Genomic DNA, 26,392 nt, shown 5'->3' with positions numbered 1-26,392 from the left:
GAATTACACCTGCTCGTTATCGTGGCGTTTAGCATTTTCCTTTTTAGCATCGTCTTGTTTATCAGCGATAGATTTAGCAGTGAAATCCGCATCCTGGCTGGATTTATCCTGCTTCTCGTCATCATCTTTGATCGCTTTCTTGAAGCCTTTGATGGATGCACCGAGATCGGAACCGATAGAACCAAGTTTTTTGGTACCGAACAGCAGCACGACGATGACGGCAATGATCAACAATTGCCAAATACTGATACCACCCATACATCTTCCCCAGTTGTAGACGATTAATTAATCAGGCCGCATTATACGTTATGCAGCCCTGCTATAGCGACGCAATTCAGCGCGTTTTACGCCATCCGGCTAACCAGACAACCACGCCACCCGCCATCAACCAGGCGGGCATAAGTTCCCACTCAGGACGATTGATCAGCAGCAGCGTGCCGCTTAACAACAGTGTCGCCCCAATGCCAAACAGATACCGGGACTGCCCCTGACGCACATGGTTGGTTTGCAACTCGCGGGCAATTTTATCCACGCTGTGCTGCAAGTTTTTGCTCTGACGCAAACTGTCATACACCAGTTCAGGAATTTCGGGCATTTTTTCAATCCAGAAGGGTGCTTTCTCTTTCAGGGAGCGCACCAGCGCGGGAAGACCAACCTGATCTTTGATCCACGACTCCAGGAAAGGTTTTGCCGTTTTCCATAAGTCTAACTGAGGATAGAGCTGCCGCCCCACCCCTTCAACGTAAAGTAATGTTTTCTGGAGTAAAACTAACTGCGGTTGCACTTCCATATTGAAGCGGCGGGCAGTATTGAACAGGTTCAACAGCACATGACCGAACGAGATCTCTGCCAGCGGCTTCTCAAAGATGGGTTCACAGACCGTACGAATGGCGAACTCAAACTCTTCAACATTGGTATCCAGCGGAACCCAGCCGGAATCAACGTGCAGCTCGGCGACTTTGCGATAGTCCCGGTTAAAGAAGGCGATAAAGTTCTCGGCCAGATAGCGTTTATCTTCTTTATTCAGCGAGCCGACAATACCGCAGTCGATGCCGATGTACTGCGGATCTTCGGGGTGCTCGTAGCTGACGAAGATATTGCCCGGGTGCATGTCAGCGTGGAAGAAGCTGTCGCGGAATACCTGGGTAAAGAAGACCTGCACGCCACGTTCGGCCAGCAGCTTCATGTTGGTGCCCTGCTTTTCCAGGGTCGCAACGTCCGAGACCGGGATCCCGTAGATGCGCTCCATCACCATCATGTCCTGGCTGCAATAGTCGGAATAGACTTCCGGCACATACAGCATCGGGCTGTTTTCAAAGTTGCGGCGCAGCTGAATGGCGTTCGCCGATTCACGCAGCAGGTTCAGCTCATCAATCAGCGTTTTTTCATATTCGCGTACCACTTCCAGCGGGCGCAGACGGCGGCCGTCAGGCAGCAGACGCGGCACCCAGCGGGCCAGGCGATAGATGAGTTTCATGTCGGCTTTGATGATTGGCAGAATATCCGGGCGGATCACCTTAATGACCACCTCTTTGCCATTCTCTTTCAGCCGTGCGGTATGAACCTGAGCAATAGAGGCCGAAGCCAGCGGCTTGATGTCAAAATCATCAAACCAGGTCTCAACCGGGAGATCGCCCATCGCCTTTTCGATCTGCTGTTTCGCCAGCTTGCCTTCGAACGGGGCGACTTTATCCTGCAGCAGCGCCAGCTGATCGGCAATCATTGGCGGGAACAGGTCACGGCGGGTGGAGAGCATCTGGCCGAACTTGATCCAGACCGGTCCCAGCTCCTGAAGAGCCAACCGCAGTCTTTCACCAAGCAGTTTGTCCTGATGGCGATTAGGCATCCAGAATAGCGTTCGTCGCCAGATACGCAGCGGCATTGTGATACGCATTCTGGGGATAAGTTCGTCCAGACCGTAGCTCAAAAAGGTGCGGATGATAAAGTAGAGGCGCCGAATTTCACCAGGCGTCATTTGCCCTCCAGTTTTTCAAGCCGTTTTGTCAGTGCATCGACCGAACGCTCAACGGCTGCGGTCTCTTCTGCGAACCATGCTGCTTCCAGCGGGCCTGGCGCCATGCGCCACTCCTCGGTAAGCACTTCTCCGGCGTAGCGCTGCTGGCGCTGAAAACCCTTTTTCAGCAACGAGGCACCGCCGCGCAGTACTTTACTGATCCCTTCAGCGGCAATATCGCCTGTCCAGGGAGCCAGCAATTCTGCCGGGTCAAACTCGGCCAGGTCAGCCAGGGAGACAAAGTTTTGTACCACCTGGAGATCGCCCTGAACCTCCAGCTCGCCGCTACGGATCAGGGCGGTAAGCTGCTGGCGATCGCGCAGTTTGGGTAACGTGCTCATGTGGGTAATGACGGAGCAATCGGCCTCGCCTTCCCACTCGCCGAGCACGTCGAGCTGACGCTCGCTGAATACCAGCACCAGCGGGGTCGAAAACTCTTTTAATACCACCCGCAGCACTTTGCCGTTCAGACGCTGACGCGCCGTTTTCAGCGCAGGAGACCGATAAAGAAACGTATTCAGTACGTTTTCCACACCGGCTGTGATCAAGGGTTTAAACGGCATTCGCCACCTCCACTCAGAACTTATAACCGCGATGTAGCGCGACAACGCCTGCCGTCATGTTGAAGTAGTCAACATTGTCAAAGCCTGCATCCTGCATCATGGCTTTTAAGGTGTCCTGATTTGGGTGCATACGGATGGATTCAGCCAGGTAACGATAGCTGTCTGCATCGTTGGCCACCATTTCGCCAATGCGTGGCAGGATGTGGAACGAATAGGCGTCGTACGCTTTGCTCAGCGGCTCAATAATCGGTTTTGAGAATTCCAGCACCAGCAGGCGTCCACCCGGTTTCAGCACGCGGTACATGGAACGCAGCGCCTTCTCTTTATCGGTGACGTTACGCAGACCGAAAGAGATAGTGATGCAGTCAAAGGTGTTATCCGGGAAAGGCAGCGCTTCAGCGTTCGCCTGGACATATTCAACGTTACCGACCACGCCAATATTGCGCAGTTTCTCACGACCCATTTTCAACATGGAGTCGTTGATATCAGCCAGCACAACACGGCCCGTTTCGCCCACCAGACGCGAGAATTTCGCTGTCAGGTCGCCGGTGCCGCCAGCCAGATCCAGCACGGTTTGCCCACGACGCACGCCGCTACAATCAATAGTGAAGCGCTTCCACAAGCGATGAATGCCGAATGACATCAGGTCATTCATTACATCGTACTTCGCCGCCACGGAATGGAAAACGTGGGCCACCATGTCAGCTTTCTGCGCTTTAGCGACAGTCTGAAAGCCAAAGTGCGTTGTGTCTTGTGAATCTTCAACCATCTTAGAGCCTGCTTATCAGTCAAATGTTTGAGAAGTGTAACAGATTGGGCGCATTTGCCCTACGTTTCAACCACCCCAGGAATAACGTTCCAGGGGGCTGCCGACGCCTGTTTGCCTGCTAAGGTATTGTTTATATTTTAAACGGGACTATCACTGCGCAGCCGGTACTCTTCATCCTGAGACGTGGCCTGTTCGACCATTTCAGGATTAATCTCGCGTTTTACCTCCACGCCAAGGCTGCGGAACGATTCGGCCTGGGCCAGCAGGTTGCCGCGCCCGGAGGCCAGTTTTTTCATCGCCTGGCGATAGTTATCCTGAGCGCGATCCAGGCTCTGCCCGACCGATGACATATCATCGACGAACAGGCGCATTTTGTCATACAGACGGCTGGCGCGATCGGCAATCTGTTGGGCATTGCGGCTCTGGTGCTCATAGCGCCAGAGGTTAGCAATGGTGCGCAGCGCCACCAGCAGCGTGGTAGGGCTGACCAGCATGATGTTGTTTTTCAGCGCTTCAGAGATCAGCTCCGGCTGGCGGTCCAGCGCCACTAAGAAGGCCGGTTCAACCGGGATAAACATCAGCACGTAGTCAAGCGAACGCAGGCCAGGCAGTTGCTGATAATCTTTGCGCCCCAGCAGACGAATGTGGTTACGCACCGAGGCGATATGTTCCTGCAACGCCGACTCGCGGGTGTAGTCATCTTCGGCGTTGAAGTACCGCTCATAGGCTACCAGGGTCATTTTGGCATCGATGACCACGTCCTTCTCTTGCGGCAGACGAACAATGACGTCGGGCTGCATTCGCGCGCGGGTCTCGGTTTCAATGCTGACCTGAGTTTGATATTCATGGCCCTCGCGCAGACCAGAGGCTTCCAGCACGCGGGTCAGAACCACTTCACCCCAGTTGCCCTGGGTTTTATTGTCGCCTTTTAGCGCCCGGGTGAGGTTGATCGCCTCCTGCGCCATCTGGGCATTCAGCTGCTGGAGATTACGGATTTCATGAGCCAGCGTGTGGCGCTCCCGCGCCTCCTGACCAAAGCTGTCCTGGACCTGGCGACGAAAGCCGTCCAGCTGTTCGCGCAGGGGCGTTAGCAGGCCGTTCAGGCTCTGACGATTTTGTTCATCGACGCGGCGGTTACTCTGCTCAAAGATACGGTTGGCAAGATTTTCGAACTGCTCACTCAGGCGCTGCTCGCTGTTGATCATCTGGCGGATTTTGTCTTCCGCATGCAGCTGGGTGGACTCCAGACGGGTGGTGACTTCGCGCAGGTCGGCTTCCAGCGAGGTATTGATATCCCGCAAATTACGCAGTTCGTTATTGAGTAACTCGCACTCATCGCGCCAGTGCCCGCTCTGCGCCGTTTGTTGTTTTAGCGCGCTTAAGTCGGCCACCATCTCCTCGCGTTCGGCAAGCTGCTCGGCTTTTTGCTGCGCATGCTGGTAGCTGGCGAGCAACCAGCCTACGCCGACGCTGACCAGCGCAATAACGGCATAAAAAAGGACAGAAATATCCACGACGCCCCCTGCATCAAGGTATGACCCGCACAAAATAGAATTGTGCTGTATAAACGTCCAGTTTGAAAAGGGTTTTCTGCGAGGCGCTACGCAAAGAAAAAGGCCGAACAGGTCGGCCTTTGGCAGAGAAAAGGGGAAATTACAGCAGGCGACGGGCCGCTTCTACCACGATTTTCACCGCGTGGCTTTCGGTCTGCTTCATGGTCTCAGCGTTCGGGATCTCTTGCTGGGTACGGTTAACGATCACACCCGCAACCATACCGGCACGCAGGCCCTGGCTTGCACACATGGTCAGCAGTGTGGCTGATTCCATTTCATAGTTCATAACGCCCATAGACTGCCACTCTTCCATCGAACCTTTGAAGCGGTTAACGACGCGACCGGAGAAGGTGTCGTAGCGCTCCTGGCCCGGATAGAAGGTATCAGAGGAGGCGGTGACACCAATGTGAGTCGTCGCGCCAACGGATTTTGCGGCTTCCACCAGCGCGGTGGTGCACTCGAAATCGGCCACTGCCGGGAATTCCATTGGAGCAAAGTGCAGGCTCGCGCCGTCCAGACGAACGGACGCCGTGGTCACCAGGACATCGCCGACGTTGATATGCGGCTGGATCGCACCGGTCGTACCGATACGCAGGAAAGTACGAATGCCCAGCTGTGCCAGCTCTTCAACAGCAATAGAGGTAGACGGGCCACCGATACCGGTAGAGCACACGATCACCGCTTTGCCGTCCAGCTCTGCCCGCCAGGTTGTAAATTCGCGATGGGCTGCCAGCTTAACCGGCTTATCCATCAGCGCGGCGATCTTTTCCACACGCTCAGGATCGCCAGGGACGATAGCGAGCGTAGCCCCTTGTAAATCGTTTTTAGTGAGGCCGAGATGAAAAACATCAGACTTAGACATAGAAAACTCCTCTGGGGGTCAGTTTGTCAGCAGAAGCAAAACGGTACTTTACCGAAGGATCCGGCTCAGTTTCGTGACACACATCACCATGAATAAAATTGATTGCAGTTAATTACCATGAAATAGTGATTAACATCACATTAACGACTTATATCGTTATCTGTTGCACAAAAGATAGCCTGTTTCGGGCACTGTGGATTGTTAACCTGCGGACTATATTTACTTTTGCGCTAATTGGTACGGAGAATGCCATGACTGGAAAATCTGGATTTGCCCCTGCTGCAGACCTGCAAGCCTCAACCGTTGTCACTACGCCCGGCGAAGCCATTACCGCCGGGGAGACCTCCATTCCGACCCAGGGCGATAATATGCCCGCCTATCATGCCCGGCCTAAAAATGCGCAAGGGGCATTGCCGATCGTCATTGTGGTTCAGGAAATTTTCGGCGTGCATGAGCACATTCGCGATATCTGCCGTCGCCTGGCGCTGGAAGGCTATCTGGCCATCGCGCCTGAACTCTATTTCCGTCAGGGTGACCCGAACGATTACAGCGACATTCCTACCCTGTACAGCAATCTGGTCACTAAAGTACCGGATGCACAGGTGCTGGCGGATCTTGACCACGTTGCCAACTGGGCGGCGCGTAATGGTGGCGATGCCCACCGTCTGCTGGCGACCGGCTTCTGCTGGGGCGGACGTATCAGCTGGCTGTATGCCGCGCACAACCCCCAGCTCAAAGCTGCTGTGGCCTGGTATGGCAAGCTGGTGGGCGAGAAGACGTTGAATTCACCGAAGCATCCGGTCGATATCGCTACCGATTTGAACGCACCGGTGCTCGGACTCTATGGGGCAGAAGATACCGGTATCCCACTTGATACCGTAGAAACCATGCGCCAGGCCCTGCGCGCGGCAAACGCCACGGCGGAGATTGTGGTCTACCCGGAAGCCGGGCATGCGTTTAATGCTGACTATCGTCCGAGTTATCACGCTGAATCAGCCAAAGATGGCTGGGCGCGGATGCTGGCGTGGTTTGCGCAGTATGGCAATAAGAAGTAACCACAGGACCGATAAAGCCAGTCCATTGCCGGGTAGCATCTTGCTTTACCCGGCCCTACAGCTGAACAGCTCTGTGGTTTTGTAGGCCCGGTAAGCGTAGCGCCGCCGGGCAAACTGCCGATGTTATGACGCCTGACGCAAATTCTGCGCAGCTTTCACCATATTTGCCAGCGCGGCCCGGGTTTCCGGCCAGCCGCGGGTTTTGAGGCCGCAATCCGGGTTAACCCACAGGCGCTCTGCCGGAATACGCTGCGCCGCTTTCTGCAACAGGGCTTCAATCCACTCCACGCTCGGGACGTTCGGGGAGTGAATGTCGTATACCCCCGGCCCGATTTCGTTCGGGTAGTCGAACTCTTCAAATGACTCCAGCAACTCCATGTCGGAACGCGAGGTCTCAATGGTAATCACGTCGGCATCCAGTGCAGCGATGGAGTCCATGATGTCGTTGAACTCGCAGTAACACATGTGAGTGTGGATCTGGGTGTCATCTTTCGCTACTGCGGCGTTGATGCGGAAAGCTTCCACACCCCACTGAAGGTAGGCATCCCAGTCACTGCGGCGCAGCGGCAGACCTTCGCGTAGCGCCGGTTCGTCGATCTGGATGATGCCGATCCCTGCGGCTTCCAGATCGGCTACTTCGTCACGCAGCGCCAGGGCAATCTGTTTGGCGATGGTTTCACGGGTGACATCTTCACGCGGGAAGGACCAGCACAAAATCGTCACCGGACCGGTCAGCATACCTTTTACTGGCTTGTCGGTCAGGGATTGGGCGTATTTTGCCCATTCCACGGTGATCGCCTCTGGACGGCTGACATCGCCGATCACCACAGGCGGTTTCACGCAGCGGGAGCCGTAGCTCTGCACCCAGCCATTTTGCGTAAAGACGAACCCGTCGAGGTGTTCACCGAAATACTCCACCATGTCATTACGCTCGGCTTCACCATGGACCAGCACGTCCAGTCCCAGGCGCTCCTGCTCCACAATCGCCTGCTTAATGTGTTCGGCGATACCTGTGCGGTAGTTGCCCGCATCAAGGTTGCCCTTTTTGAAGTCCAGACGCAGGCCGCGGATCTCGGTAGTCTGCGGGAAGGAGCCGATGGTAGTGGTCGGCCAGGCTGGCAGGTTGAAGCGCGCGCGCTGGGCTTCGGCACGAACCTCATACGGACTCTGGCGTTGGCTGTCCTGGGCCGTGATGGCCGCCAGACGTTTCTCCACGGCGGCGTTGTGTACGCGCGTCGAGTGGCGACGAGCCTGAATCGGGGCGCTCCATTCGGTGATCGCCGCCGTGTCGCCCGTATTCAATGCATCACGCAGCAGGGCCAGCTCTTCACATTTTTGCAGAGCGAAGGCAAACCAGCTTTTCACTTCTGCATCCAGCCGTGTTTCAACGTTCAGGTCGATTGGGCTGTGTAACAATGAACACGAGGAAGCTACCCACAGATCACGTTTACCGACAATGCCTTTAATCTGTGCATATTTTTCTGTCAGATCGGCACGCCAGACGTTACGACCGTTCACCAGTCCTGCCGAGAGCAGCCAGTCGGACGGAAGACGATGGTGCAGTTCAGCCACCTCATCTTTGCCGTGAACCAGATCCACATGCAGCCCCTGCACCGGCAGCGCGGTGATAGTGTCGAGGTTTGGCGTGACACCCTCGAAATAGGTGGTCAACAGCAGCTTAACCTGGCCCGCAAGCGCATCGTACGCCGGTTTAAAGGCCTCCAGCCACGCCTGCGGCAGCTCCAGTACCAGTGCAGGTTCATCAATCTGCACCCACTCAATACCGCGTTTCGCCAGTTCAGCCAGGACCTGCTGATACACCGGCAGGATGTCGTTCAGCAGGCTCAGGCGGTCAAACTGCTCGCCCTTCACTTTGCCCAGCCACAGATACGTTACCGGCCCCAGCAGCACGGGTTTGATCTTGTGGCCCAGCGCCAGGGCTTCGTCCACTTCGTCCAGCAACTGGGTCCAGGCCAGTTTGAACTGCTGGCCTTTGACGAACTCTGGCACCATGTAGTGGTAGTTCGTGTTAAACCATTTGGTCATTTCCGCCGCTGCCGCTGGCTCACCCGTCGGGGCGCGGCCACGGCCAATACGGAACAGGGTGTCGATATCTACCGATCCATCGTTGTTCTGATGACGAGCCGGCACGTTGCCAAGCAGCAGGCTGGTGGTCAGAACATGGTCGTACCAGGCGAAATCGCCCACCGGCAGCAGGTCAATACCGGCCTGCTTCTGCTGGTTCCAGTGACGGGCGCGCAGCTCGCGGCCTACCGCCAGCAGTTCTTCACGGGTGGTGTTACCTGCCCAGTAACTTTCTTGTGCTTTTTTCAGTTCGCGACGAAGGCCGACGCGCGGGAAACCGAGAGTATGGTTAATGATTGTCATGTTTTCTTCCTCTAATTAATTGTAAATCCTTTGGATTTTCAATTCAGGGAAGGCGGTAAGTTTGCTCATCTCCCGGCGCTGACATAAGTCAGTGACCGGAGTGAGGAAACGCAGCCAACGCACCATAAATTTAAAAGACGAAGGATTTTAGCCGTCCAGATGTTTACACATCCATAATTGGCGGTTACTGTATATTCCTCAAGCGCAAATTGTTCATGGCGAAGTGAAGGACTTTCATGATCGAGATAAAACACCTGAAAACGCTACAAGCGTTGCGGAACTGCGGGTCCCTCGCGGCGGCGGCGGCCACGCTGCACCAGACACAATCCGCTCTTTCTCACCAGTTCAGCGATCTGGAACAACGCCTTGGCTTCCGTCTGTTTGTGCGTAAGAGTCAGCCGCTACGCTTCACCCCCCAGGGTGAGATCCTGCTGCAGCTGGCTAATCAGGTGTTACCGCAAATCGCCAGCGCGCTACAGGCTTGCCATGAGCCGCAACAGACTAAACTGCGCATTGCCATTGAGTGTCACAGCTGTATTCAGTGGCTGACCCCCGCGCTTGAGAACTTCCGCCAGAAGTGGCCGCAGGTGGAAATGGACTTTAAATCCGGCGTGACCTTTGACCCGCAGCCGTCCCTTGTTCAGGGCGAGCTGGATCTGGTGATGACCTCGGACATTCTGCCGCGCAGCGGCCTGCACTATTCGCCAATGTTTGATTTCGAAGTGCGTCTGGTGCTGGCCCCGGATCATCCGCTGTCCGCGAAAACACGCATCACGCCGGAAGATCTGGCCACAGAAACGCTGCTGATCTACCCGGTGCAGCGCAGTCGTCTGGATATCTGGCGTCACTTCCTGCAGCCCGCAGGCATCAGCCCGCAGCTGAAAAGCGTGGATAACACCCTGCTGCTGATTCAGATGGTGGCGGCCAGAATGGGTATCGCGGCGCTGCCGCACTGGGTAGTGGAGAGTTTTGAACGCCAGGGTCTGGTGGTGACCAAAACCCTGGGCGAGGGATTGTGGAGCCGGTTGTACTCCGCGGTACGCGATGGCGAGCAGCGTCAACCGGTTACCGAGGCCTTTATTCGCTCAGCGCGGAATCACGCCTGCGATCATCTGCCGTTTGTGCGGAGCGCGGAGCGACCCAACGGCGATGCACCCACAGTGAAGCCAGGATCACCGTTCCCCCAATAATGAAGCTTGGCCAGTGCGGTTGTTCCTGCCAGATGGCGAGATTTACCAGCAGGCCTGCCGGGACATGCACGTTGTTCATGATCCCCAGCGTCCCGGCGTCCACCTGCGTGGCGCCGTAGTTCCACATAAAGTAACCCAGCCCGGATGCCACAACCCCCAGCCAGATCAGCACGCTCCACTGCAGCGTGGTCGTCGGCAACTTCTGCGGATTCCCCAGCATGAACCATGCCACAACCGCCACGATAGCCGCCCCCATGTAGAACCAGGCAAAGGCGTTATGCTGTGGCATCGGCCGGGTTTCCATCAGGCGTTTATAGCCCACCATGCCAATCGCGAAGCTGATGTTGGCGAGCTGGACGAACATCAGCCCGGTCCAGAAGTGATCGCTCACTTTGTCGTAGCGAATAATCGCGGCCCCCACCACCGCCAGTGCCGCGCTCAGCAGGTAGCCCCAGCGCAAACGGCGCTTGCTCAGCAGATCGTAAATCAGGGTGATATAGAGCGGTGTCAGCACGGTAAACAGCAGGAATTCCGATACAGACAGGTAGACGTACGCCCGAAAGCTGAACAGGTACATAATGCCAAGCTGCATCGCGCCTACCAGCATATACAGCAGAATGGTTTTCAGCGTTTGCCCACGTGTACGCAGGAACGGCAGGAACACCAGCGCCGCCAGCCCGACGCGCATCAGCACCGAGAAGTAGCTATCGACGTGTCCGGCAAGGTATTCGCCGATCAGGCTAAAGGAGAAGGCCCACAGGATAGTGGTGATGATGAGTAGCGCCACAATGCTTGTCTCTTTAAAAGATGGACAGGCATTGTAGCGAACTCTTTGGTTGACAACTGAACACTAAACAACCAAATGAAGATTATTCAAGGAACAGCTTACGCAGGTATTTTGGCACTGCGTTGTCGCCGTTGGTACCGATCACTTCCAGCTCCGGGTGCAGGTCTTTCAGACGCTGATGGGCGTTTTCCATGATGCAGCCTTTACCCGCCATGGAGAGCATTTCGGCGTCGTTCATACCGTCGCCAAAGGCGATGCAATCTTGCAGATTAAAGCCCAGACGTTTAGCTACCGCTTCCAGAGCGTGCCCTTTGGAGACGCCACCCGCCATCACTTCCAGACAGGTAAGCGTGGAGAAGCTGACGTTAACCCGATCGCCCCAGCGGGCATTGATCGCCTGCTCCAGCGGCAACAGCGCTTCGTGAGTTTCGGTGGTGAAGAACACTTTGCTGATGCCTTCTGGCTCCAGCAGGCCGGGTTCGTACAGCGAGTAGTTGAAGACCGCCTCTTTGAAGAACCGCATCTCGTCCGGGCGGTGACGGTTCATAAACCATTCATCGTCGCGATAGACGTTGGTGATGATATCGGGGTTGTTATGCATGATACCGAACAGATCGGTGGCGATATCGCGATCGAGGTTATGGGTGAAGATCAGATTCCCGTCCAGATCGTGCACGCGGGCACCGTTGGAGGTGATCATATAGGATTTGATCTCCAGATTATCGCGGATCTGCCCCACATCAACGTGGTGGCGACCGGTGGCGAAGACAAAGTTCACGCCACGGGCAGTCAGGAGTTTTAAGGTCTCTTTCGCGTAAGGCGATAAGGTGTGGTCGGGAGAGAGCAGCGTGCCATCTAAATCAGACGCGACAACCTGGTACATAGGAAAATTTAACCTCTGGTGAATATCAGTTATGCCTGCCGAAAAAGTCGACGATGGCGTGGAGTGCGACTGAGCGCATGGCGTCCTTTTCAAAAAGGATCTCATGGTACGCGCCGTTTATGACCAGCGGTTTATCCCCTTCGCAAGGGTGACCGGCTGCGGCTCGCAGTTCACAAAAGCGGTCGTGCATGCGGTTATCCACTACCCGCTCCTCTTCTGCCTGAAGGATAAGCGTGGGCGTATTGTCCTGACTGGCATTCGCCAGTACCTCTTCCCCTGCCAGAATCCCTTCGCGAACCCAGTGGTAAGTTGGCCCGCCGACGCGTAAACGCGGTTCATCGGCATAAAAGCGCAGGTTGCGGCGATAACGCTGCCGACTGTGAGTTAACACGTTAATGGCAAACGGCAGTGCGCGCCAGCGCCCGGTGCCGATGGCATAGCCCTCCCGAATGCGCTGATGGCCCTCAGCCCAGTCGAGAATATGGCGTACCATCCAGTCCGGGAAGCGCATGACAATGCCAAACATCGGGGCGCTCAGGGCAATGGCATTACACTGGTGCTGCGGGTGGCGCTGTAAAAACAGCGTGGCGATTGCGCCCCCCATCGAGTGCGCCAGGATAAACCGTTTTCGCCACGGACCGGGCTGCACTTCCTGTTGCCAGAAGGCGGCAAAATCATCGACGTAATCACTGAACTGACTCACATGACCGCGGTGCGTGTCGGACAACATTCGCCCGGAGCGCCCCTGACCGCGATGATCGATAATCAGCACGTCATAACCCAGCCGGAAGAGATCGTAGGCCAGCTCGGCATACTTGACGTAACTTTCGATTCGCCCGGGGCAGATGACTATCACCGAATCATGGGCTTCGGCCTGAAAACGAACAAAGCGCACAGGAACATCATCGACGCCTGCGAAACCGCCTTCCTCGCGCTGGCGCCAGAAATCGGTCAACGGCCCCATGGAGAAAGCAGCAAAAGCCTTTTCTCGCGTTTCCCAGTCCTTATTCTGCTGAAACATCGGGTTTACACCCCTGTAAGCCAAGGAATATCGTTTTTTCGTGACAGGTCGTAAAATGTCGCAACATTAGCGTATTGTGGCATAAAAATAGACGATTCGGGAGCTTCAAATGACCTTCGAGTGGTGGTTCGCCTACCTGCTGACATCCATCATCCTCAGCCTTTCCCCGGGTTCCGGGGCCATTAACACCATGACCACCGCCATGAACCACGGCTATCGCGGCGCCGCCGCGTCTATTGCCGGATTGCAGACCGGGCTGGCCATTCACATCGTGCTGGTCGGCATAGGACTCGGAACGCTCTTCTCCCGCTCGGTGCTGGCTTTCGAAGTGCTGAAATGGGCCGGTGCGGCCTATCTTATCTGGCTGGGGATCCAGCAGTGGCGCGCCGCAGGTGCATTGGATCTGAATACGCTTGCTCAGACCCAGAGCCGGGGCCGCCTGTTTAAGCGTGCGGTATTTGTAAACCTGACCAACCCGAAAAGCATCGTCTTCCTGGCCGCCCTGTTTCCGCAATTTATCGTGCCGCATCAGCCGCAGATCATGCAGTACGTGGTGCTCGGTGTAACCACCGTTGTGGTCGATATTATTGTGATGATTGGCTATGCGACGCTGGCAACCCGGATTGCGACATGGATTAAAGGGCCTCGTCAGATGAAGGCCCTGAATAAAGTGTTCGGTTCGCTGTTTATGCTGGTAGGTGCGCTGCTGGCGTCAGCGAGGCATGCTTAATCACATTGCCGGATGCCGCTGATCCGGCCTGTGATTAACGTTACCGTCCTTATCGGGACAGGATCAGGTGAATACCGAAGCCGGCGAATAACGCGCCGGCAAAGCCATCAATCCACTTCGCCAGACGTTGATAACCGCGACGCATCGACGGGAGCGCAAACAGGCTCGCCACGACCGTAAACCAGGCGAAGGTTTCCAGCACGATCAGCAGGAAAATGCCCCAGCGTGCACCGGCCCCGACGTCTTCACCCACAAACAGTGAAAATACTGAACCGAAATAGATAATCGCTTTGGGATTTGCGAGATTAGTCAGTAGCCCTTTCACAAAGCTACGCCCACTGGCGGCCAGCTCCATTTTTGGCTCAGGTGCCTCGCTGCCCTCTTTCTTAAATGCCCCGCGCAGCATCTGGTAGCCCATCCAGCACAGATACAGACCGCCGCCCACCATAATGATGTTATGCAGCCAGGCCATTTTATCGAGGATCAGGTTCAGGCCCAGCAGCGCCAGCGCTGCCCAGACCATTACGCCAAGGGTAATACCCAGCACGCCCATCATCGCCTCTTTGCGGGAGCGGCTCACCGCCGTTTGTGAGACGAAGAAAAAGTCAGGGCCAGGGCTCATCAGCGCCACGATGTGCACCAGCGCCACGGTCAGAAACAGGGTTAACATAATTAACTCGCGGGGAAATAGTTCAGGGAGTCATCATCCTGGCACTTTTTTGCCGGACTGACTACTCCTCATCATCGCCATCCGTATGGGAACGAATCAGCGCCATAAATTCTTTACCAAAACGCTCTAGCTTACGTGTACCAACGCCGTTGACGCTGAGCATTTCGCTGGCGCTGAGCGGCATCTGCTCGGCCATCTCAATCAGCGTCGCATCGTTAAACACCACATACGGCGGGATATTCTCTTCATCCGCGATGGCCTTGCGCAGCTTACGCAGTTTGGCAAACAGCTTGCGATCGTAGTTGCCGCCGTAGGATTTCTGCATCACCCGCGGTTTTAGCGCCACCACGCGCGGCACCGCCAGTTGCAACTCCACGACGCCACGCAGCACCGGGCGGGCAGCTTCGGTGAGTTGCAGCGCGGAGTGCTGGGCAATGTTCTGGGTCGCAAAGCCCAGGTGGATCAGCTGACGGATGACGCTGACCCAGTGCTCATGGCTCTGATCGCGTCCAATGCCGTACACCGGCAGCTTGTCGTGGCCCATCTCGCGGATGCGCTGATTGTTGGCGCCGCGCAGCACTTCCACCACGTAGCCCATGCCAAAGCGTTGGTTGACGCGGCCAATGGTGGAGAGCGCCTTACGCGCGTCCATTAGCCCGTCATACTGCTTCGGCGGATCGAGACAGATATCGCAGTTACCGCACGACTCCTGGCGACCTTCGCCAAAATAGTTCAGCAGTACCAGACGGCGGCAGGTTTGCGCTTCAGCAAACGCGCCCATCGCGTTGAGCTTGTGGCGCTCGATATCCTGCAGCGCCCCGGCAGGTTTCTCTTCGAGGCAGCGACGCAGCCAGGCCATGTCAGCCGGATCGTAGAACAGCATCGCCTCTGCGGGCAGGCCATCACGCCCGGCGCGGCCCGTCTCCTGATAGTAGGATTCAATATTGCGCGGAATGTCGAAATGCACCACAAAGCGCACGTTCGGCTTGTTGATACCCATCCCAAAGGCGACGGTCGCCACCACGATTTGCAGATCGTCGCGCTGGAACTTCTCCTGTACTTCGGCGCGAACGTGGTTTTCCAGCCCGGCATGATAAGCCGCGGCGCTGAAGCCCCGGCTCTGCAGCCGCGCAGCGGTGTCTTCCACCTTTGCCCGGCTGTTGCAATAGATGATGCCCGACTTGCCGCGCTGCTCCTGGACATAGCGCAACAGCTGATCCAGCGGCTTGAACTTTTCCATCAGCATGTAGCGGATGTTTGGACGGTCGAAGCTGCTGACCTGGATCAGCGGATCGTTAAGGCCCAGCAGACGCACAATATCGTGCCGGGTGGTATCGTCGGCGGTGGCGGTAAGCGCCATAAACGGCAGTTCAGGGAAGCGCTGGCGCAGTTGACCGAGCGCGGCATATTCCGGGCGGAAATCATGGCCCCACTGGGAAATACAGTGCGCTTCATCCACTGCCAGCAGCACCGGATTCCAGTGCGCCAGATGCTCAAGGAAGTTATCCAGCATCAGGCGTTCCGGGGCGATATACAGCAGACGCACCTGCCCGGTACGGCACCCGGCCATCACTTCCTGCTGTTGCTCGCGGGTTTGGGTGGAGTTGAGACAGGCCGCCGCCACGCCATTCGCCAGCAGTTGGTCAACCTGATCTTTCATCAGCGAGATCAGCGGTGACACCACCACCGTCAGGCCGTTCAGTACCAGCGCGGGAACCTGATAGCACAACGATTTCCCGCCGCCGGTCGGCATTACCACCAGACAGTCACGGCCCGCGAGGGCGGTGTTAATGATGGTTTCCTGGCCCGGGCGGAACTGCTGGTAGCCAAAGGTTTCATGCAAAACCTGTTTAGCCAGCAACTCCTGATTTACGACTTCCGCCTGCACCACATCAACCCCATTTGCCTGAAATAAAAACAGGCGCTATTTTCAGCGCCTGCGAGAGAAACTTCAACGTTTAAGACAAAAACATTCGAGAGGGCTAGAAAAGATCGTTCAGCATCACGCCCACGCCGACGCGGGTCTGGTTGAAGTTGTAGTCGATGAGCGATTCGCCGTAGCCACTGTAGATCTGGGTGTAGAAACGAACATGCTTAGTCAGCGGATAGCTGACGCCCATCTCCGCGCCGCCGTAGCCGGTATTCCAGTTGTACTGACCCTTCACGCTAAGCACCGCTTCGCCCAGCTGATAGCCCACCCGCAGCTGGTAGTAGCCCATGTATTTGGTGATATCCGGGTTATCGTCGGTATTGCCCACCACATACCAGGGTTTGACCTCCACCAGCCAGTTACCGTTCTGCGCCATCAGGCGGGTATAGAGACGGTTCCAGCTGCGCGACGTTGGGTCGGAGCGGCCGTTAGACATGTGATTGTAGCCAAACTCCACGTCCCGCAGCGTCCAGCCCGCCAGCGAGTAATCGGTGGCGAAGCCGAGGAACAGCTGTGGCTCATAGTTGGTCTCACGAAACGGCGAAGATTCATCGCTGTTCGACAGCTGCCACCAGGATTTTTGCGTGTAGGAGCCACCCAGAATCGAGTTCGGCCCCAGAATGCCGCGCCATAGCGGGAAGGCAAGGCTCAGCTGAAACTTCACTTCATCTTTTTGCGAATCGTCAGCCCAGTCATAGGTGCGGATCGCCTCTTTATTGAGGTCGCTGGTGGCGGTGTAAATTAAATAGTTGCTGTCATAGGGGTAGAGCGTAAAAGGATTATCGTGCTCTTCCAATAAGTTAGCGATGATGCTGCCGCGCACGGCAGGCGCTTCCTGAGTTACCGCTTCCTGGGCGAATGCCATAGAGGGCAGCGTAACCGCCGCCAGGAACCCGGCCTGATATATCCGCATCGGTGATGCTCTCCTGCGAAATTGTTTTAATGAAGAATTATTTTGTTCCCTTTTAACATATTTAATTAATAGCCGCCTCACCTGCACTCTGAATCTGGAAATTCACATTGATGAGGCATAAAATCAACATCCTTTTAACAATAAGGATGTGACGTGCTATGTCTGCCACGCTAACTGCTGACCAGGCCCTGAAGCTGGTCGGTGAGATCTTCGTCTACCATATGCCGTTCAACCGTGCGCTGGGGCTAGAGCTGGAGCGCTACGAGAAAGATTTTGCCCAATTGAGCTTTAGTAACCAGCCGATGATGGTGGGTAACTGGGCGCAAAGCATTCTCCATGGCGGGGTGATCGCCTCGGCCCTCGACGTTGCCGCCGGGCTGGTTTGCGTCGGCAGTACCCTGACCCGCCACGACACCATTAATGAAGACGAGCTGCGCCAGCGCCTGTCGCGGATGGGCACCATCGATCTGCGCGTCGATTATCTGCGTCCCGGCCGTGGGAATCGCTTTACCGCCAGCAGCAGCCTGCTGCGTGCGGGCAATAAAGTTGCGGTCGCGCGCGTGGAGCTGCACAACGAAGAGCAGGTTTATATCGCCAGCGCAACCGCCACTTATATGGTGGGTTGAGAAGGTAAAATCGGGTAAAATTGCGTTACTTTTTTGTAACGGATTTTCCTGATGGATGCTAAACAGACGCGGCAGGGTGTTCTACTCGCTCTTGCCGCCTATTTTATTTGGGGTATTGCGCCTGCCTACTTCAAGCTGATTCACTACGTTCCCGCTGACGAAATTCTTACCCACCGTGTGATCTGGTCGTTTTTCTTTATGGTGGCGCTGATGAGCGTAAGCCGTCAGTGGTCAGGGGTGAAAACGCTCCTGCAAACGCCGAAGAAAATTTTCCTGCTGGCGCTTTCTGCCGTGTTGATTGGCGGCAACTGGCTGCTGTTTATCTGGTCGGTCAACAACCATCACATGCTGGAAGCGAGTCTCGGCTACTTCATTAACCCGCTGGTAAATATCGTGCTGGGGATGCTGTTCCTCGGGGAGCGCTTCCGTCGGATGCAGTGGCTGGCGGTGATCCTCGCCCTCTGCGGCGTTCTGGTTCAGCTGTGGACCTTTGGCTCGCTGCCGATCATTGCGCTGGGGCTGGCGTTTAGCTTCGCCTTCTATGGCCTGGTACGCAAGAAAATCGCCGTGGAAGCTCAAACCGGGATGCTGTTTGAAACCCTGTGGCTGCTGCCAGTGGCTGCGATTTACCTGTTCGGCATTGCCGACAGCAGCACCAGCCATATGGGCAGTAATCCGTGGACGCTGAACGTGATGCTGATGGCGGCCGGTGTCGTTACCACCATCCCGCTGCTGTGCTTTACCGGAGCGGCAACACGTCTGCGCCTGTCGACGCTGGGTTTCTTCCAGTACATCGGTCCGACGCTGATGTTCCTGCTGGCGGTGCTGTTCTACGGCGAAGTGCCGGGTGCGGATAAGATGGTGACGTTTGGGTTTATCTGGGTGGCACTGGCGATTTTCGTCGCGGATGCGATTTATACCCAGCGCCGAAAAACGCGTCTGTAATCCTCTCGGGCCGTGTCAGAGAATGGACAGGAAATGTGTGGCCGGGTAAGGCGTAATCGCCACCCGGCATAACACTTAAAGCCAGTTACGGCGCTTGAAGTAGAGATAAGGTGCCAGCCCGGCGAGTACCATAAAGACAATCGCGCCCGGATAACCAAAGCTCCATTTCAGCTCCGGCATAAACTCAAAGTTCATCCCGTAGCTGGAGGCCACCAGCGTAGGCGGCAGGAACACGACCGAGACCACCGAGAAGATCTTGATGATGCGGTTCTGCTCGATGTTGATAAAGCCCATCGCCGCCTGCATCAGGAAGTTAACTTTCTGGAACAGGGATTCGTTGTGCGGCAGCAGGGATTCGATATCGCGCAGGATCTCACGCGCCTGCTCCAGCTGGCCGCCCGGCAAACGCGCCTTACGCACCAGGAAGTTCAGCGCACGCTGCGTATCCATCAGACACAGACGCACCTTCCAGCCGATATCTTCCAGCTCTGCCAGGGTCGAAAGCGCTTCGTCGTACTCATCGCCCTGATGGCCTTCCATGATCACCCGGCTCAGCTCTTCCAGATCGCTGTAGATGTTCTCAATTTCATCTGCCAGCTGTTCGATTTTGGTTTCAAACAGGTCAAGCAGCAGCTCATAGGCATTGCCGTCCACCATCGCCTGGCTACGGGCACGCATGCGGTAGAGACGAAATGCAGGCAGTTCACGCTCACGCAGGGTAAACAGGCGGCCATCGCGAATGGTAAATGCGACGGTGGAGTTACCGGCGTGATCTTCCGCATCTTCGAAGAAGAAAAAGGAGTGGATGTGCAGACCGTCTTCGTCTTCGAAGAAACGGGCCGACGCCTCGATGTCTTCCAGTTCCGGGCGGGTGGCCAGGCTTTGTCCTAGCTCAGATTGTACGCGCAGGCGTTCGTCGTCGTCCGGCTCGACCAGATCCACCCAAACGGCATCAATGAGGGGTTGTGACTCTTCAGCTTCAAGCCGAATCAGTCGGTTCTTTTCCAGTTGAAATGCGCTCAGCATGACCGGGACTCCCAATGCAATAAATATCGGACAGTTCGGTGGGCACACAGAAACAAATTGGGTTTCAGACCATTAAACAGCCTGACTCAGCGCGACGGGAATAACTGTCGCTGACAACCACTAAGGGCATCAGCGTGAGGAGATAGCCTTAGGAGTTGTTCCTGGATGACAGGGAATTGAGCCAGTATCTACTGGGTGTGTCCAAGGCGAATGTCCTCTTAGCGTAATCGTGCGCGCATGTTACGCCAGCAGTCACAGCGGCGTCAACACGCAACGGAACGCTGAAGAACTTAAAATGCCCTTCAACGTTTAAGCCTGGCAGCTTATTAAAAAATAGTGATATTTTTCGGAAAGTTACACTGCTTCCAGCCGGGCGTAAGCGGCCACCAGCCATTTGATCCCCTGCCCCTGGAATGCCACCTGCAGACGGCTATGTTCCCCGCTGCCTTCCAGATTCACAATCGTGCCCTCACCAAATTTGGCGTGGCGCACACGCTGGCCGAGCTTGAATCCGCTGTCGTTTTCAGCAATCGGTGCACCCAGGCGCTGATGGCTAACCGGACGGCTGATGCTGGCCCGCAGACGGACCTCTTCCACGCACTCTTCCGGCAGTTCACCGACAAAACGCGACGGCCGATGGTAAACCTCTTTGCCGTACAGACGACGGGTTTCCGCATAGGTCAGGGTCAGCTTTTGCATTGCGCGGGTCACGCCCACATAGGCCAGGCGGCGCTCCTCTTCGAGACGCCCGCCCTCATCCAGCGACATCTGGCTCGGGAACATCCCCTCTTCCATGCCGACGATAAACACCTGCGGGAACTCCAGCCCTTTGGCCGAGTGCAGGGTCATCAGCTGAACCGCGTCCTGCCAGGTGTCAGCCTGCCCTTCGCCTGCTTCCAGCGCGGCATGGGACAGGAATGCCTGCAGCGGCATCAGATCTTCGTCTTCTTCGTTGTAACTGAACTGGCGCGTGGCTGTCACCAGTTCCTCTAAGTTCTCGATACGGGTCTGGCCCTTCTCGCCCTTCTCCTGCTCGTACATCATGCGCAGGCCGGAGTCTTTGATCACCCGGTCGGTCTGAACGTGCAGCGGCATATCGGCGGTTTCATGTGCCAGGGCTTCGATCAGCTCCAGGAAGCGTTGTAGTGCGCTGGCCGCACGTCCGGCAAGAGCCTTCTCCTGCAGCAGCTCGCGACACGCCTGCCACAGGGTCAGCTGGCGATCGCGGGAGGTCTGACGCACCACGTCCAGAGTACGATCGCCAATGCCGCGCGTCGGGGTGTTAACCACGCGCTCAAAGGCCGCGTCATCGTTACGGTTGGCAATCAGGCGCAGATAAGAGAGCGCGTCTTTAATTTCCTGGCGTTCAAAGAAGCGCATCCCGCCATAGATGCGGTACGGCATGCTGGCCTGCAGCAGCGCCTCTTCCAGCACACGTGACTGGGCGTTGCTGCGATAGAGAATGGCGCACTTCTCCAGCGCGCCGCCGTTGTCCTGCCAGGTTTTGATCCGGTTAACCACGAAGCGGGCTTCGTCCAGCTCGTTAAACGCGCAGTAAAGCGAGATCGGCTCGCCGTCGATGCCCTCGGTCCAGAGCTTTTTACCCAGTCGCCCGTTGTTATTTTCAATCAGGGCGTTGGCCGCGCTCAGAATGTTGTTGGTAGAGCGGTAGTTCTGCTCGAGGCGAATGGTCTCTGCGCCAGGGAAGTCCTTAAGGAAACGCTGGATGTTCTCCACCTGCGCGCCGCGCCAGCCGTAGATCGACTGATCATCGTCCCCGACGATCATCACCTTGCTGGAGTCGCCCGCCAGCAGGCGGATCCACGCGTACTGAATGTTGTTAGTATCCTGGAATTCGTCCACCAGGATGTTGGTGAAGCGTTCGCGATAGTGCTGCAGGATGTGCGGCTTGTTGAGCCACAGCTCGTGGGCGCGCAGCAGCAGCTCGGCGAAATCCACCAGCCCGGCGCGATCGCAGGCTTCCTGATAGGCCTGATAAACCTTCTGCCAGGTCTGTTCAATGGGGTTACCAAAACTCTGGATATGATGTGGACGCAGCCCTTCGTCTTTTTGGCTGTTGATGTACCACATGGCCTGACGCGGCGGCCACTGTTTCTCATCGAGATTCATGGCCTTGATCAGGCGCTTGAGCAGGCGCAGCTGATCTTCGCTGTCGAGGATCTGAAAGTCCTGAGGCAGATTGGCGTCCAGATGGTGCGCACGCAGCAGACGGTGTGCCAGCCCGTGAAAGGTGCCGACCCACATGCCGCCCTGGCTTGTACCCATCAGCTGGGCGATACGGTGGCGCATCTCTGCCGCCGCTTTGTTGGTGAAGGTCACCGCCATAATGGAGTACGGCGAGCAGTTCTCCACGCTTTGCAGCCAGGCGATACGGTGTACCAGCACACGTGTCTTACCACTGCCCGCCCCTGCCAGCACCAGCATATTGGTGCGCGTCGCGGCAACCGCGTCACGCTGTTTGTCATTAAGGCTGTCGAGCAGGTAAGAAACGTCCATTGGCACCGTCACGTAGTAATCAGGAACACTGCAAAGCGCCCGGTGGCGCTTTGCTTACCGGGCCTACGACTGCAAAACCCTGGTAATTTATACAATATTACTGGTGATTATATCAGCGTGGTGAGGGATGCCAACCGTGAAATTTCGATGTGGGGCAGCAGGCGGCTGTCAGAAGTCTGCATCAGATCGGCATTTTCCGGCTTGATCCAGCAGGCCTGCATCCCGCAGCGGATCGCGCCTGCGACGTCGGTGGTCAGGTCATCGCCCACGTGCAGGATCTCTCCCAGCGGCAGACCGAGCTTCTCCGCCGCCAGATGATACATATCGTTGAACGGCTTGGAGCGTCCGTGCGGGCCTGCGCGCAGCACAAACTCGAAATAGTCACCCAGGCCGAACAGCTCCGGCTGGGCGTTGCCGTTGGTGATGGCCACCAGTGGCCACTTCTCTGCCAGTTTCGTCAGCGTGTCATGGGTCTCCTGGGGCACGTCGATGCGGCTGCGCCATTGGGCAAAGTGGGCCATTGACGCTTCAGCGCCAAGCGCGGCTTCTGCGGCGGTCAGGCCGGCATTCAGCATCGCCTGCTCCACGGCGCGACGACGCCACTCAGTTACGTCGTGATAGATTTCCGGCTCGGTTTGTCGTAACGCCTGGCGTAAACGGTGGAACTCTTTGTTTTCCAGCGTTTTTAACGCCGGATGGTAGTTTTGCACAAACGCCAGCGCTTCCTGCTCGGTACGCAGGATCACCTCGCGGTTGTCGTAAAGGGTGTCATCAAGGTCGAACGTCAGTGCTGAGATGTGGCCTAATGGACGATAAAAACGCATTATTTCCCCCGTTTGGCGCGTGGATGCGCCGCGTCGTACACCGAGGCAAGGTGTTGAAAATCAAGATGGGTATAGATTTGGGTAGTGGACAAATTGGCGTGGCCCAGCAGCTCCTGCACCCCACGCAGATCGCCGCTGGATTCCAGCATATGGGTAGCGAATGAGTGGCGAAGTTTGTGCGGATGGACATGGCTGTTCAGCCCCTGCTTGATCCCCCACTCGGCAAAGCGTTTTTGCACGTTTCGCGCCGAGATTCGCTTCCCAAGCTTCGAGAGGAACAGGGCATCATCTTCGGTGCCAAACAGGCCGCGCAGATCGAGCCAGTGTTCTATCCACGCCACGGCGTTACGGCCAATGGGCAGGCGGCGCTCTTTGCTGCCTTTGCCCATCACCCAGACTTCGCCGGTATCCAGATCGAGATGTTTGATATCGAGGTTCACCAGCTCGGAAAGACGTAATCCCGCGCCGTACATCACCTCCAGCATCGCCCGATCGCGTACCGCCAGCGGATCGTTCAGATCGATATCCAGCAGGCGGTTAACGTCATCGACATCGATATTTTTTGGCAGGTGGCGCGGCGCTTTTGGCGCGGCGATGCCTTTAGCCGGGTTGGCATTCAGCTCGCCCTGGCTCACCATCCAGTCGAAGAAGCTGCGCAGAGCAGACAGACGCAGCGCAAGGCTGGCAGGGCCAAGCCCTTTACGGCGACTGCGCACGGCAAAGGCACGCACCGAGGCGGCATCACACTGCTGCCAGCTGGTCAGGCCCATCTCGTCAGCCAGCTGCATGATGGCATCAAGCTGGCGCTGATAGTTGAGCAGGGTGATCGGGCTGAGCTGACGCTCAACGCCCAGATAGCGCAGAAAACGCGTTACAGCAGGGGCCAGCAGCGCATCGGTCATACGCGTTCAATCCAGCGTTCCAGCAGCTCGGGCAGCATCTGCGCGATCTCCTGTATTAGCTGCGTCCCTTGTCCCTGCTGATAGTGCTGCGGATCGCGGCTGGTAAACAAGATCACCCCGAGATCGCCATCGCGTCCCATCAGCGACATTGCCACCGAACCAATCGCTTTGGCTTCCGGCAGGACAACCAGCAGTTCCGGGCCATTCAGCGGCCCAAGATAATGGTTCTCACACCCCATACGCTGAATGCGCACCGGCTCAAAGGCCTGGCGGTTCAACGCCAGATGGGTAAAGCCAGAGGGCGCGCCAATGCGCCAGCGATCCGGGAACAGGCGCAGGGTTGCCCCGGCCAGACCCAGCTCGCGAGCCCAGCGATGCAAACGGAGCAGAAATTCGTCCAGGCTGCTGGCAGAGGCCAGTCGCGATTGCAGGTGCAACAGGCGGTAGAACAGGCCTTCATTACTGGTAGCCTGCTCCATCAGCAGCGAAATGTTCTCTTCAAGGTGGTTGATATGATTGCGCGCGCGGGCCATATGCCATTCGACCAGCGAGACCGTTCCGCGCACGGGATGCGGTACGCGCATCTCTTCAACCACACGGGCATTGCGAATGAAAAACTCAGGATGGCGCAGCAGATAATCAACAACCGCCCGGTCGTCCATCTCCGTCAGCGTTTCCTGCAGTTCTTCTCCTGGTTGTTTCATAGATGGATAAACCCGTCGTAAACTTGTGTCGCCGGGCCAGTCATATAGAGCGGCTGACCCGGGCCTTTCCAGGCGATATCAAGACGGCCGCCTGGTAAATCCACGCGAACCTCTTCCGCCAGTAATCCCTGCGCAATCCCCACCGCGACGGCCGCACAGGCACCGCTGCCGCACGCCTGTGTTTCGCCCGCCCCGCGTTCAAAGACGCGCAGACGGATGTGATCGCGCGTGATGACCTGCATAAATCCAATATTGGCGCGCTCAGGAAAGCGTTCATGGCTTTCCAGCACCGGACCGAGCGTCTCAACGGGCGCGGTCGCAACATCATCAACCTGAATCACGCAGTGCGGGTTCCCCATCGAGACCACGCCGCACAAGACTGTCTGTTCTGCGACGCGCATGATATAGGTCTTTTCCGCTTTGTTGGCGCGGAACGGCACCTGCGACGGCTCAAAGTTCGGCTCGCCCATGTTGACCCGCACCAGTTCGTCGTCGGTGACGCTCAGCACCATCCGCCCATTGGCGGTGCTGACGCGAATATCGCGCTTGTTGGTCAGCCCTTTCAGCCGGACAAAGCGGGCAAAACAGCGCGCGCCGTTGCCACACTGGGAGACTTCACTGCCGTCAGCATTAAAAATGCGATAGTGAAAATCGAGATCGGGATCGTAAGGCGGTTCAACCACCAGCAGCTGATCAAAGCCTACGCCAAGGTGCCGATCGGCCAGACGGCGGATCAGCTCCGGCGAAAAGAAGACATTCTGCGTTACCGCGTCGACGACCATAAAATCATTGCCAAGGCCATGCATTTTAGAGAACTGCATCATTTACTCCATTGCGCGGTTCGCAACGCGCGTCAGTAGTTAACCTGGCTTGGGCCGCCATTGCCGCCGCGATCGTTACGATCTGGCATGGTGGTTTGCACAGGGCTATCCACTTTTTTGGTCGGTGGCGGCGCGGTTTTATCTGCTGGTGGGAAATAGAGCGGCCCTTTCAGACCACAGCCACTCAGGCTAAACAGTGCGAGGAGAACGGCAAGCGTTCCAAAAACGTTTTTCATTATCAGGTTGCCTGTAAGTTCATGCTTTCTGTTTCTATCATCGCAGGAGAAGGCGCAAAAGCAAGAGTTTGCCGCTAACCTGCAACCGGAATTATTTAGCGTTATACTGCCGCCATCACGAAAAACAGGAACAGAACCATGAATGACAGTGAATTCCATCGCTTTGCCGATAACCTGTGGCAAACCATCGAAGAACGTATTGACGACTGGGATGGCGACAGCGACATCGATTGTGAAATCAACGGCGGCGTGCTGACCTTAAGCTTCGAAAACGGCAGTAAAATTATTATTAACCGTCAGGAACCGCTGCACCAGGTGTGGCTGGCCACCAAACAGGGCGGCTACCATTTTGATCTGAAAGGCGACGAGTGGATTTGCGACCGCAGCGGCGAAGCATTCTGGGATCTGCTGGAGCAGGCAGCGACCGCACAGTCGGGCGAAGAAGTTAGCTTCCGCGGCTAAT

Annotated in this window: 27 protein-coding genes; 6 read left to right on the top strand and 21 right to left on the bottom strand. The window is 56.5% G+C overall.

Annotated elements, in window-relative coordinates:
* Positions 1 to 3: 3 nt before the first annotated feature.
* From tatA to udp, 6 genes are all read right to left on the bottom strand, one after another.
* Positions 4 to 258, bottom strand: coding sequence for a Sec-independent protein translocase subunit TatA (tatA, locus tag ABIE02_RS21920; protein WP_032615095.1), 255 nt, complete (start codon positions 256 to 258; stop codon positions 4 to 6).
* A gap of 76 nt (positions 259 to 334) precedes the next feature.
* Entirely contained in the window at positions 335 to 1,975 is a 1,641-nt protein-coding gene (ubiB, locus tag ABIE02_RS21915; RefSeq protein WP_032615097.1) for a ubiquinone biosynthesis regulatory protein kinase UbiB, read from the bottom strand.
* Positions 1,972 to 2,577 (bottom strand): ubiquinone biosynthesis protein UbiJ, encoded by a 606-nt coding sequence (gene ubiJ, locus ABIE02_RS21910; RefSeq protein ID WP_059306994.1) that lies wholly within the window; start codon positions 2,575 to 2,577, stop codon positions 1,972 to 1,974. Before ubiJ ends, ubiB begins: the two co-directional genes overlap by 4 nt.
* 13 nt (positions 2,578 to 2,590) lie before the next feature.
* The gene (gene ubiE, locus ABIE02_RS21905; RefSeq protein WP_032615102.1) at positions 2,591 to 3,346 is read right to left on the bottom strand and encodes a bifunctional demethylmenaquinone methyltransferase/2-methoxy-6-polyprenyl-1,4-benzoquinol methylase UbiE; all 756 of its coding nucleotides are present in this window, start codon (positions 3,344 to 3,346) and stop codon (positions 2,591 to 2,593) included.
* Between the two features lie 137 nt (positions 3,347 to 3,483).
* Positions 3,484 to 4,860, bottom strand: coding sequence for a DNA recombination protein RmuC (gene rmuC, locus ABIE02_RS21900; RefSeq protein WP_051916088.1), 1,377 nt, complete (start codon positions 4,858 to 4,860; stop codon positions 3,484 to 3,486).
* A 139-nt stretch (positions 4,861 to 4,999) separates the two neighbouring features.
* Positions 5,000 to 5,761, bottom strand: a complete 762-nt coding sequence (gene udp, locus ABIE02_RS21895; RefSeq protein ID WP_032615104.1) for a uridine phosphorylase — start codon at positions 5,759 to 5,761, stop codon at positions 5,000 to 5,002.
* Positions 5,762 to 6,012: 251 nt separating this feature from the next.
* Here udp and ABIE02_RS21890 point away from each other — a divergent pair, with 251 nt between their 5' ends.
* Positions 6,013 to 6,816 carry a dienelactone hydrolase family protein gene (locus ABIE02_RS21890; RefSeq protein WP_336995241.1) on the top strand — a complete coding sequence of 268 codons (804 nt, stop codon included), beginning with the start codon at positions 6,013 to 6,015 and terminating at the stop codon, positions 6,814 to 6,816.
* 123 nt (positions 6,817 to 6,939) lie between these two features.
* Here the strand turns inward: ABIE02_RS21890 and metE are convergent, their stop codons facing one another.
* Entirely contained in the window at positions 6,940 to 9,204 is a 2,265-nt protein-coding gene (gene metE, locus ABIE02_RS21885; RefSeq protein WP_336995240.1) for a 5-methyltetrahydropteroyltriglutamate--homocysteine S-methyltransferase, read from the bottom strand.
* 236 nt (positions 9,205 to 9,440) lie between these two features.
* Here metE and metR point away from each other — a divergent pair, with 236 nt between their 5' ends.
* Complete coding sequence (gene metR / locus ABIE02_RS21880; RefSeq protein WP_336995239.1) at positions 9,441 to 10,394, top strand: HTH-type transcriptional regulator MetR; 954 nt, start codon at positions 9,441 to 9,443, stop codon at positions 10,392 to 10,394.
* Here the strand turns inward: metR and ABIE02_RS21875 are convergent.
* The 3 genes from ABIE02_RS21875 to pldB all read right to left on the bottom strand — a co-directional run bounded on the left by ABIE02_RS21875 (position 10,282) and on the right by pldB (position 13,085).
* Entirely contained in the window at positions 10,282 to 11,181 is a 900-nt protein-coding gene (locus ABIE02_RS21875; protein ID WP_059306990.1) for a carboxylate/amino acid/amine transporter, read from the bottom strand. The two genes, metR and ABIE02_RS21875, sit on opposite strands and share 113 nt — an antisense overlap.
* Before the next feature lie 82 nt (positions 11,182 to 11,263).
* Positions 11,264 to 12,064: a sugar/pyridoxal phosphate phosphatase YigL gene (gene yigL / locus ABIE02_RS21870; protein WP_032615115.1), complete on the bottom strand. Its 801-nt coding sequence runs from the start codon at positions 12,062 to 12,064 to the stop codon at positions 11,264 to 11,266.
* A gap of 25 nt (positions 12,065 to 12,089) precedes the next feature.
* Positions 12,090 to 13,085 (bottom strand): lysophospholipase L2, encoded by a 996-nt coding sequence (pldB, locus tag ABIE02_RS21865; RefSeq protein ID WP_059306989.1) that lies wholly within the window; start codon positions 13,083 to 13,085, stop codon positions 12,090 to 12,092.
* Positions 13,086 to 13,194: 109 nt separating this feature from the next.
* Here pldB and rhtB point away from each other — a divergent pair, with 109 nt between their 5' ends.
* Positions 13,195 to 13,815: a homoserine/homoserine lactone efflux protein gene (gene rhtB / locus ABIE02_RS21860; RefSeq protein ID WP_077227586.1), complete on the top strand. Its 621-nt coding sequence runs from the start codon at positions 13,195 to 13,197 to the stop codon at positions 13,813 to 13,815.
* A gap of 49 nt (positions 13,816 to 13,864) precedes the next feature.
* On the opposite strand, the gene rhtC is transcribed toward rhtB, so the two are convergent.
* The 3 genes from rhtC to pldA form a co-directional block, all read right to left on the bottom strand.
* Positions 13,865 to 14,485, bottom strand: a complete 621-nt coding sequence (rhtC, locus tag ABIE02_RS21855; protein ID WP_103793460.1) for a threonine export protein RhtC — start codon at positions 14,483 to 14,485, stop codon at positions 13,865 to 13,867.
* Positions 14,486 to 14,546: 61 nt separating this feature from the next.
* On the bottom strand, positions 14,547 to 16,376 hold the full coding sequence (gene recQ, locus ABIE02_RS21850) for an ATP-dependent DNA helicase RecQ (protein WP_077227587.1): 1,830 nt from the start codon (positions 16,374 to 16,376) through the stop codon (positions 14,547 to 14,549).
* A 91-nt stretch (positions 16,377 to 16,467) separates the two neighbouring features.
* Positions 16,468 to 17,328, bottom strand: coding sequence for a phospholipase A (gene pldA / locus ABIE02_RS21845; protein WP_032615125.1), 861 nt, complete (start codon positions 17,326 to 17,328; stop codon positions 16,468 to 16,470).
* A 158-nt stretch (positions 17,329 to 17,486) separates the two neighbouring features.
* On the opposite strand from pldA, the gene yigI reads away from it, so the two are divergent.
* Positions 17,487 to 17,954: an acyl-CoA thioesterase YigI gene (gene yigI / locus ABIE02_RS21840; protein WP_032615127.1), complete on the top strand. Its 468-nt coding sequence runs from the start codon at positions 17,487 to 17,489 to the stop codon at positions 17,952 to 17,954.
* Between the two features lie 51 nt (positions 17,955 to 18,005).
* Positions 18,006 to 18,899 (top strand): EamA family transporter RarD, encoded by an 894-nt coding sequence (gene rarD / locus ABIE02_RS21835; protein ID WP_032615129.1) that lies wholly within the window; start codon positions 18,006 to 18,008, stop codon positions 18,897 to 18,899.
* Between the two features lie 75 nt (positions 18,900 to 18,974).
* On the opposite strand, the gene corA is transcribed toward rarD, so the two are convergent.
* The 8 genes from corA to lptM form a co-directional block, all read right to left on the bottom strand.
* On the bottom strand, positions 18,975 to 19,925 hold the full coding sequence (gene corA / locus ABIE02_RS21830; protein ID WP_032615131.1) for a magnesium/cobalt transporter CorA: 951 nt from the start codon (positions 19,923 to 19,925) through the stop codon (positions 18,975 to 18,977).
* 148 nt (positions 19,926 to 20,073) lie between these two features.
* On the bottom strand, positions 20,074 to 20,130 hold the full coding sequence (ysgD, locus tag ABIE02_RS21825; RefSeq protein WP_212743980.1) for a YsgD/CorL family protein: 57 nt from the start codon (positions 20,128 to 20,130) through the stop codon (positions 20,074 to 20,076).
* Positions 20,131 to 20,279: 149 nt separating this feature from the next.
* Complete coding sequence (uvrD, locus tag ABIE02_RS21820) at positions 20,280 to 22,442, bottom strand: DNA helicase II (protein ID WP_032615133.1); 2,163 nt, start codon at positions 22,440 to 22,442, stop codon at positions 20,280 to 20,282.
* 107 nt (positions 22,443 to 22,549) lie between these two features.
* The gene (yigB, locus tag ABIE02_RS21815; protein WP_032615135.1) at positions 22,550 to 23,266 is read right to left on the bottom strand and encodes a 5-amino-6-(5-phospho-D-ribitylamino)uracil phosphatase YigB; all 717 of its coding nucleotides are present in this window, start codon (positions 23,264 to 23,266) and stop codon (positions 22,550 to 22,552) included.
* Positions 23,266 to 24,168, bottom strand: a complete 903-nt coding sequence (xerC, locus tag ABIE02_RS21810; RefSeq protein WP_077227589.1) for a tyrosine recombinase XerC — start codon at positions 24,166 to 24,168, stop codon at positions 23,266 to 23,268. The genes yigB and xerC overlap by 1 nt, the downstream gene beginning before the upstream one ends.
* Positions 24,165 to 24,872 carry a DUF484 domain-containing protein gene (locus ABIE02_RS21805; protein WP_032615138.1) on the bottom strand — a complete coding sequence of 236 codons (708 nt, stop codon included), beginning with the start codon at positions 24,870 to 24,872 and terminating at the stop codon, positions 24,165 to 24,167. Before ABIE02_RS21805 ends, xerC begins: the two co-directional genes overlap by 4 nt.
* The gene (dapF, locus tag ABIE02_RS21800; RefSeq protein ID WP_032615140.1) at positions 24,869 to 25,693 is read right to left on the bottom strand and encodes a diaminopimelate epimerase; all 825 of its coding nucleotides are present in this window, start codon (positions 25,691 to 25,693) and stop codon (positions 24,869 to 24,871) included. The genes ABIE02_RS21805 and dapF overlap by 4 nt, the downstream gene beginning before the upstream one ends.
* A 32-nt stretch (positions 25,694 to 25,725) precedes the next feature.
* Complete coding sequence (gene lptM / locus ABIE02_RS21795) at positions 25,726 to 25,929, bottom strand: LPS translocon maturation chaperone LptM (RefSeq protein WP_032615142.1); 204 nt, start codon at positions 25,927 to 25,929, stop codon at positions 25,726 to 25,728.
* A 138-nt stretch (positions 25,930 to 26,067) separates the two neighbouring features.
* Between lptM and cyaY the strand changes: the two genes are divergently transcribed.
* A complete protein-coding gene (gene cyaY / locus ABIE02_RS21790; RefSeq protein WP_117386887.1) occupies positions 26,068 to 26,391 on the top strand; it encodes an iron donor protein CyaY in 324 nt (107 codons plus the stop codon).
* The last annotated feature ends 1 nt before the right edge of the window (position 26,392 follow it).

This window comes from Leclercia sp. 1548, assembly GCF_050435045.1.
Taxonomy (GTDB): domain Bacteria; phylum Pseudomonadota; class Gammaproteobacteria; order Enterobacterales; family Enterobacteriaceae; genus Enterobacter; species Enterobacter adecarboxylatus.
The sequence above is the reverse complement of the archived record's forward strand: the minus strand, read 5'-3'. Positions and strand labels throughout refer to the sequence as shown.

What these genes read in the sequence shown, in the direction of transcription:
- tatA (WP_032615095.1), bottom strand. Translation starts at nt 258, where the DNA reads ATGGGTGGTATCAGTATTTGGCAATTGTTGATCATTGCCGTCATCGTC.
- ubiB (WP_032615097.1), bottom strand. Translation starts at nt 1,975, where the DNA reads ATGACGCCTGGTGAAATTCGGCGCCTCTACTTTATCATCCGCACCTTT.
- ubiJ (WP_059306994.1), bottom strand. Translation starts at nt 2,577, where the DNA reads ATGCCGTTTAAACCCTTGATCACAGCCGGTGTGGAAAACGTACTGAAT.
- ubiE (WP_032615102.1), bottom strand. Translation starts at nt 3,346, where the DNA reads ATGGTTGAAGATTCACAAGACACAACGCACTTTGGCTTTCAGACTGTC.
- udp (WP_032615104.1), bottom strand. Translation starts at nt 5,761, where the DNA reads ATGTCTAAGTCTGATGTTTTTCATCTCGGCCTCACTAAAAACGATTTA.
- ABIE02_RS21890 (WP_336995241.1), top strand. Translation starts at nt 6,013, where the DNA reads ATGACTGGAAAATCTGGATTTGCCCCTGCTGCAGACCTGCAAGCCTCA.
- metE (WP_336995240.1), bottom strand. Translation starts at nt 9,204, where the DNA reads ATGACAATCATTAACCATACTCTCGGTTTCCCGCGCGTCGGCCTTCGT.
- metR (WP_336995239.1), top strand. Translation starts at nt 9,441, where the DNA reads ATGATCGAGATAAAACACCTGAAAACGCTACAAGCGTTGCGGAACTGC.
- yigL (WP_032615115.1), bottom strand. Translation starts at nt 12,064, where the DNA reads ATGTACCAGGTTGTCGCGTCTGATTTAGATGGCACGCTGCTCTCTCCC.
- pldB (WP_059306989.1), bottom strand. Translation starts at nt 13,085, where the DNA reads ATGTTTCAGCAGAATAAGGACTGGGAAACGCGAGAAAAGGCTTTTGCT.
- rhtB (WP_077227586.1), top strand. Translation starts at nt 13,195, where the DNA reads ATGACCTTCGAGTGGTGGTTCGCCTACCTGCTGACATCCATCATCCTC.
- rhtC (WP_103793460.1), bottom strand. Translation starts at nt 14,485, where the DNA reads ATGTTAACCCTGTTTCTGACCGTGGCGCTGGTGCACATCGTGGCGCTG.
- pldA (WP_032615125.1), bottom strand. Translation starts at nt 17,328, where the DNA reads ATGCGGATATATCAGGCCGGGTTCCTGGCGGCGGTTACGCTGCCCTCT.
- yigI (WP_032615127.1), top strand. Translation starts at nt 17,487, where the DNA reads ATGTCTGCCACGCTAACTGCTGACCAGGCCCTGAAGCTGGTCGGTGAG.
- rarD (WP_032615129.1), top strand. Translation starts at nt 18,006, where the DNA reads ATGGATGCTAAACAGACGCGGCAGGGTGTTCTACTCGCTCTTGCCGCC.
- corA (WP_032615131.1), bottom strand. Translation starts at nt 19,925, where the DNA reads ATGCTGAGCGCATTTCAACTGGAAAAGAACCGACTGATTCGGCTTGAA.
- uvrD (WP_032615133.1), bottom strand. Translation starts at nt 22,442, where the DNA reads ATGGACGTTTCTTACCTGCTCGACAGCCTTAATGACAAACAGCGTGAC.
- yigB (WP_032615135.1), bottom strand. Translation starts at nt 23,266, where the DNA reads ATGCGTTTTTATCGTCCATTAGGCCACATCTCAGCACTGACGTTCGAC.
- xerC (WP_077227589.1), bottom strand. Translation starts at nt 24,168, where the DNA reads ATGACCGATGCGCTGCTGGCCCCTGCTGTAACGCGTTTTCTGCGCTAT.
- ABIE02_RS21805 (WP_032615138.1), bottom strand. Translation starts at nt 24,872, where the DNA reads ATGAAACAACCAGGAGAAGAACTGCAGGAAACGCTGACGGAGATGGAC.
- dapF (WP_032615140.1), bottom strand. Translation starts at nt 25,693, where the DNA reads ATGCAGTTCTCTAAAATGCATGGCCTTGGCAATGATTTTATGGTCGTC.
- lptM (WP_032615142.1), bottom strand. Translation starts at nt 25,929, where the DNA reads ATGAAAAACGTTTTTGGAACGCTTGCCGTTCTCCTCGCACTGTTTAGC.
- cyaY (WP_117386887.1), top strand. Translation starts at nt 26,068, where the DNA reads ATGAATGACAGTGAATTCCATCGCTTTGCCGATAACCTGTGGCAAACC.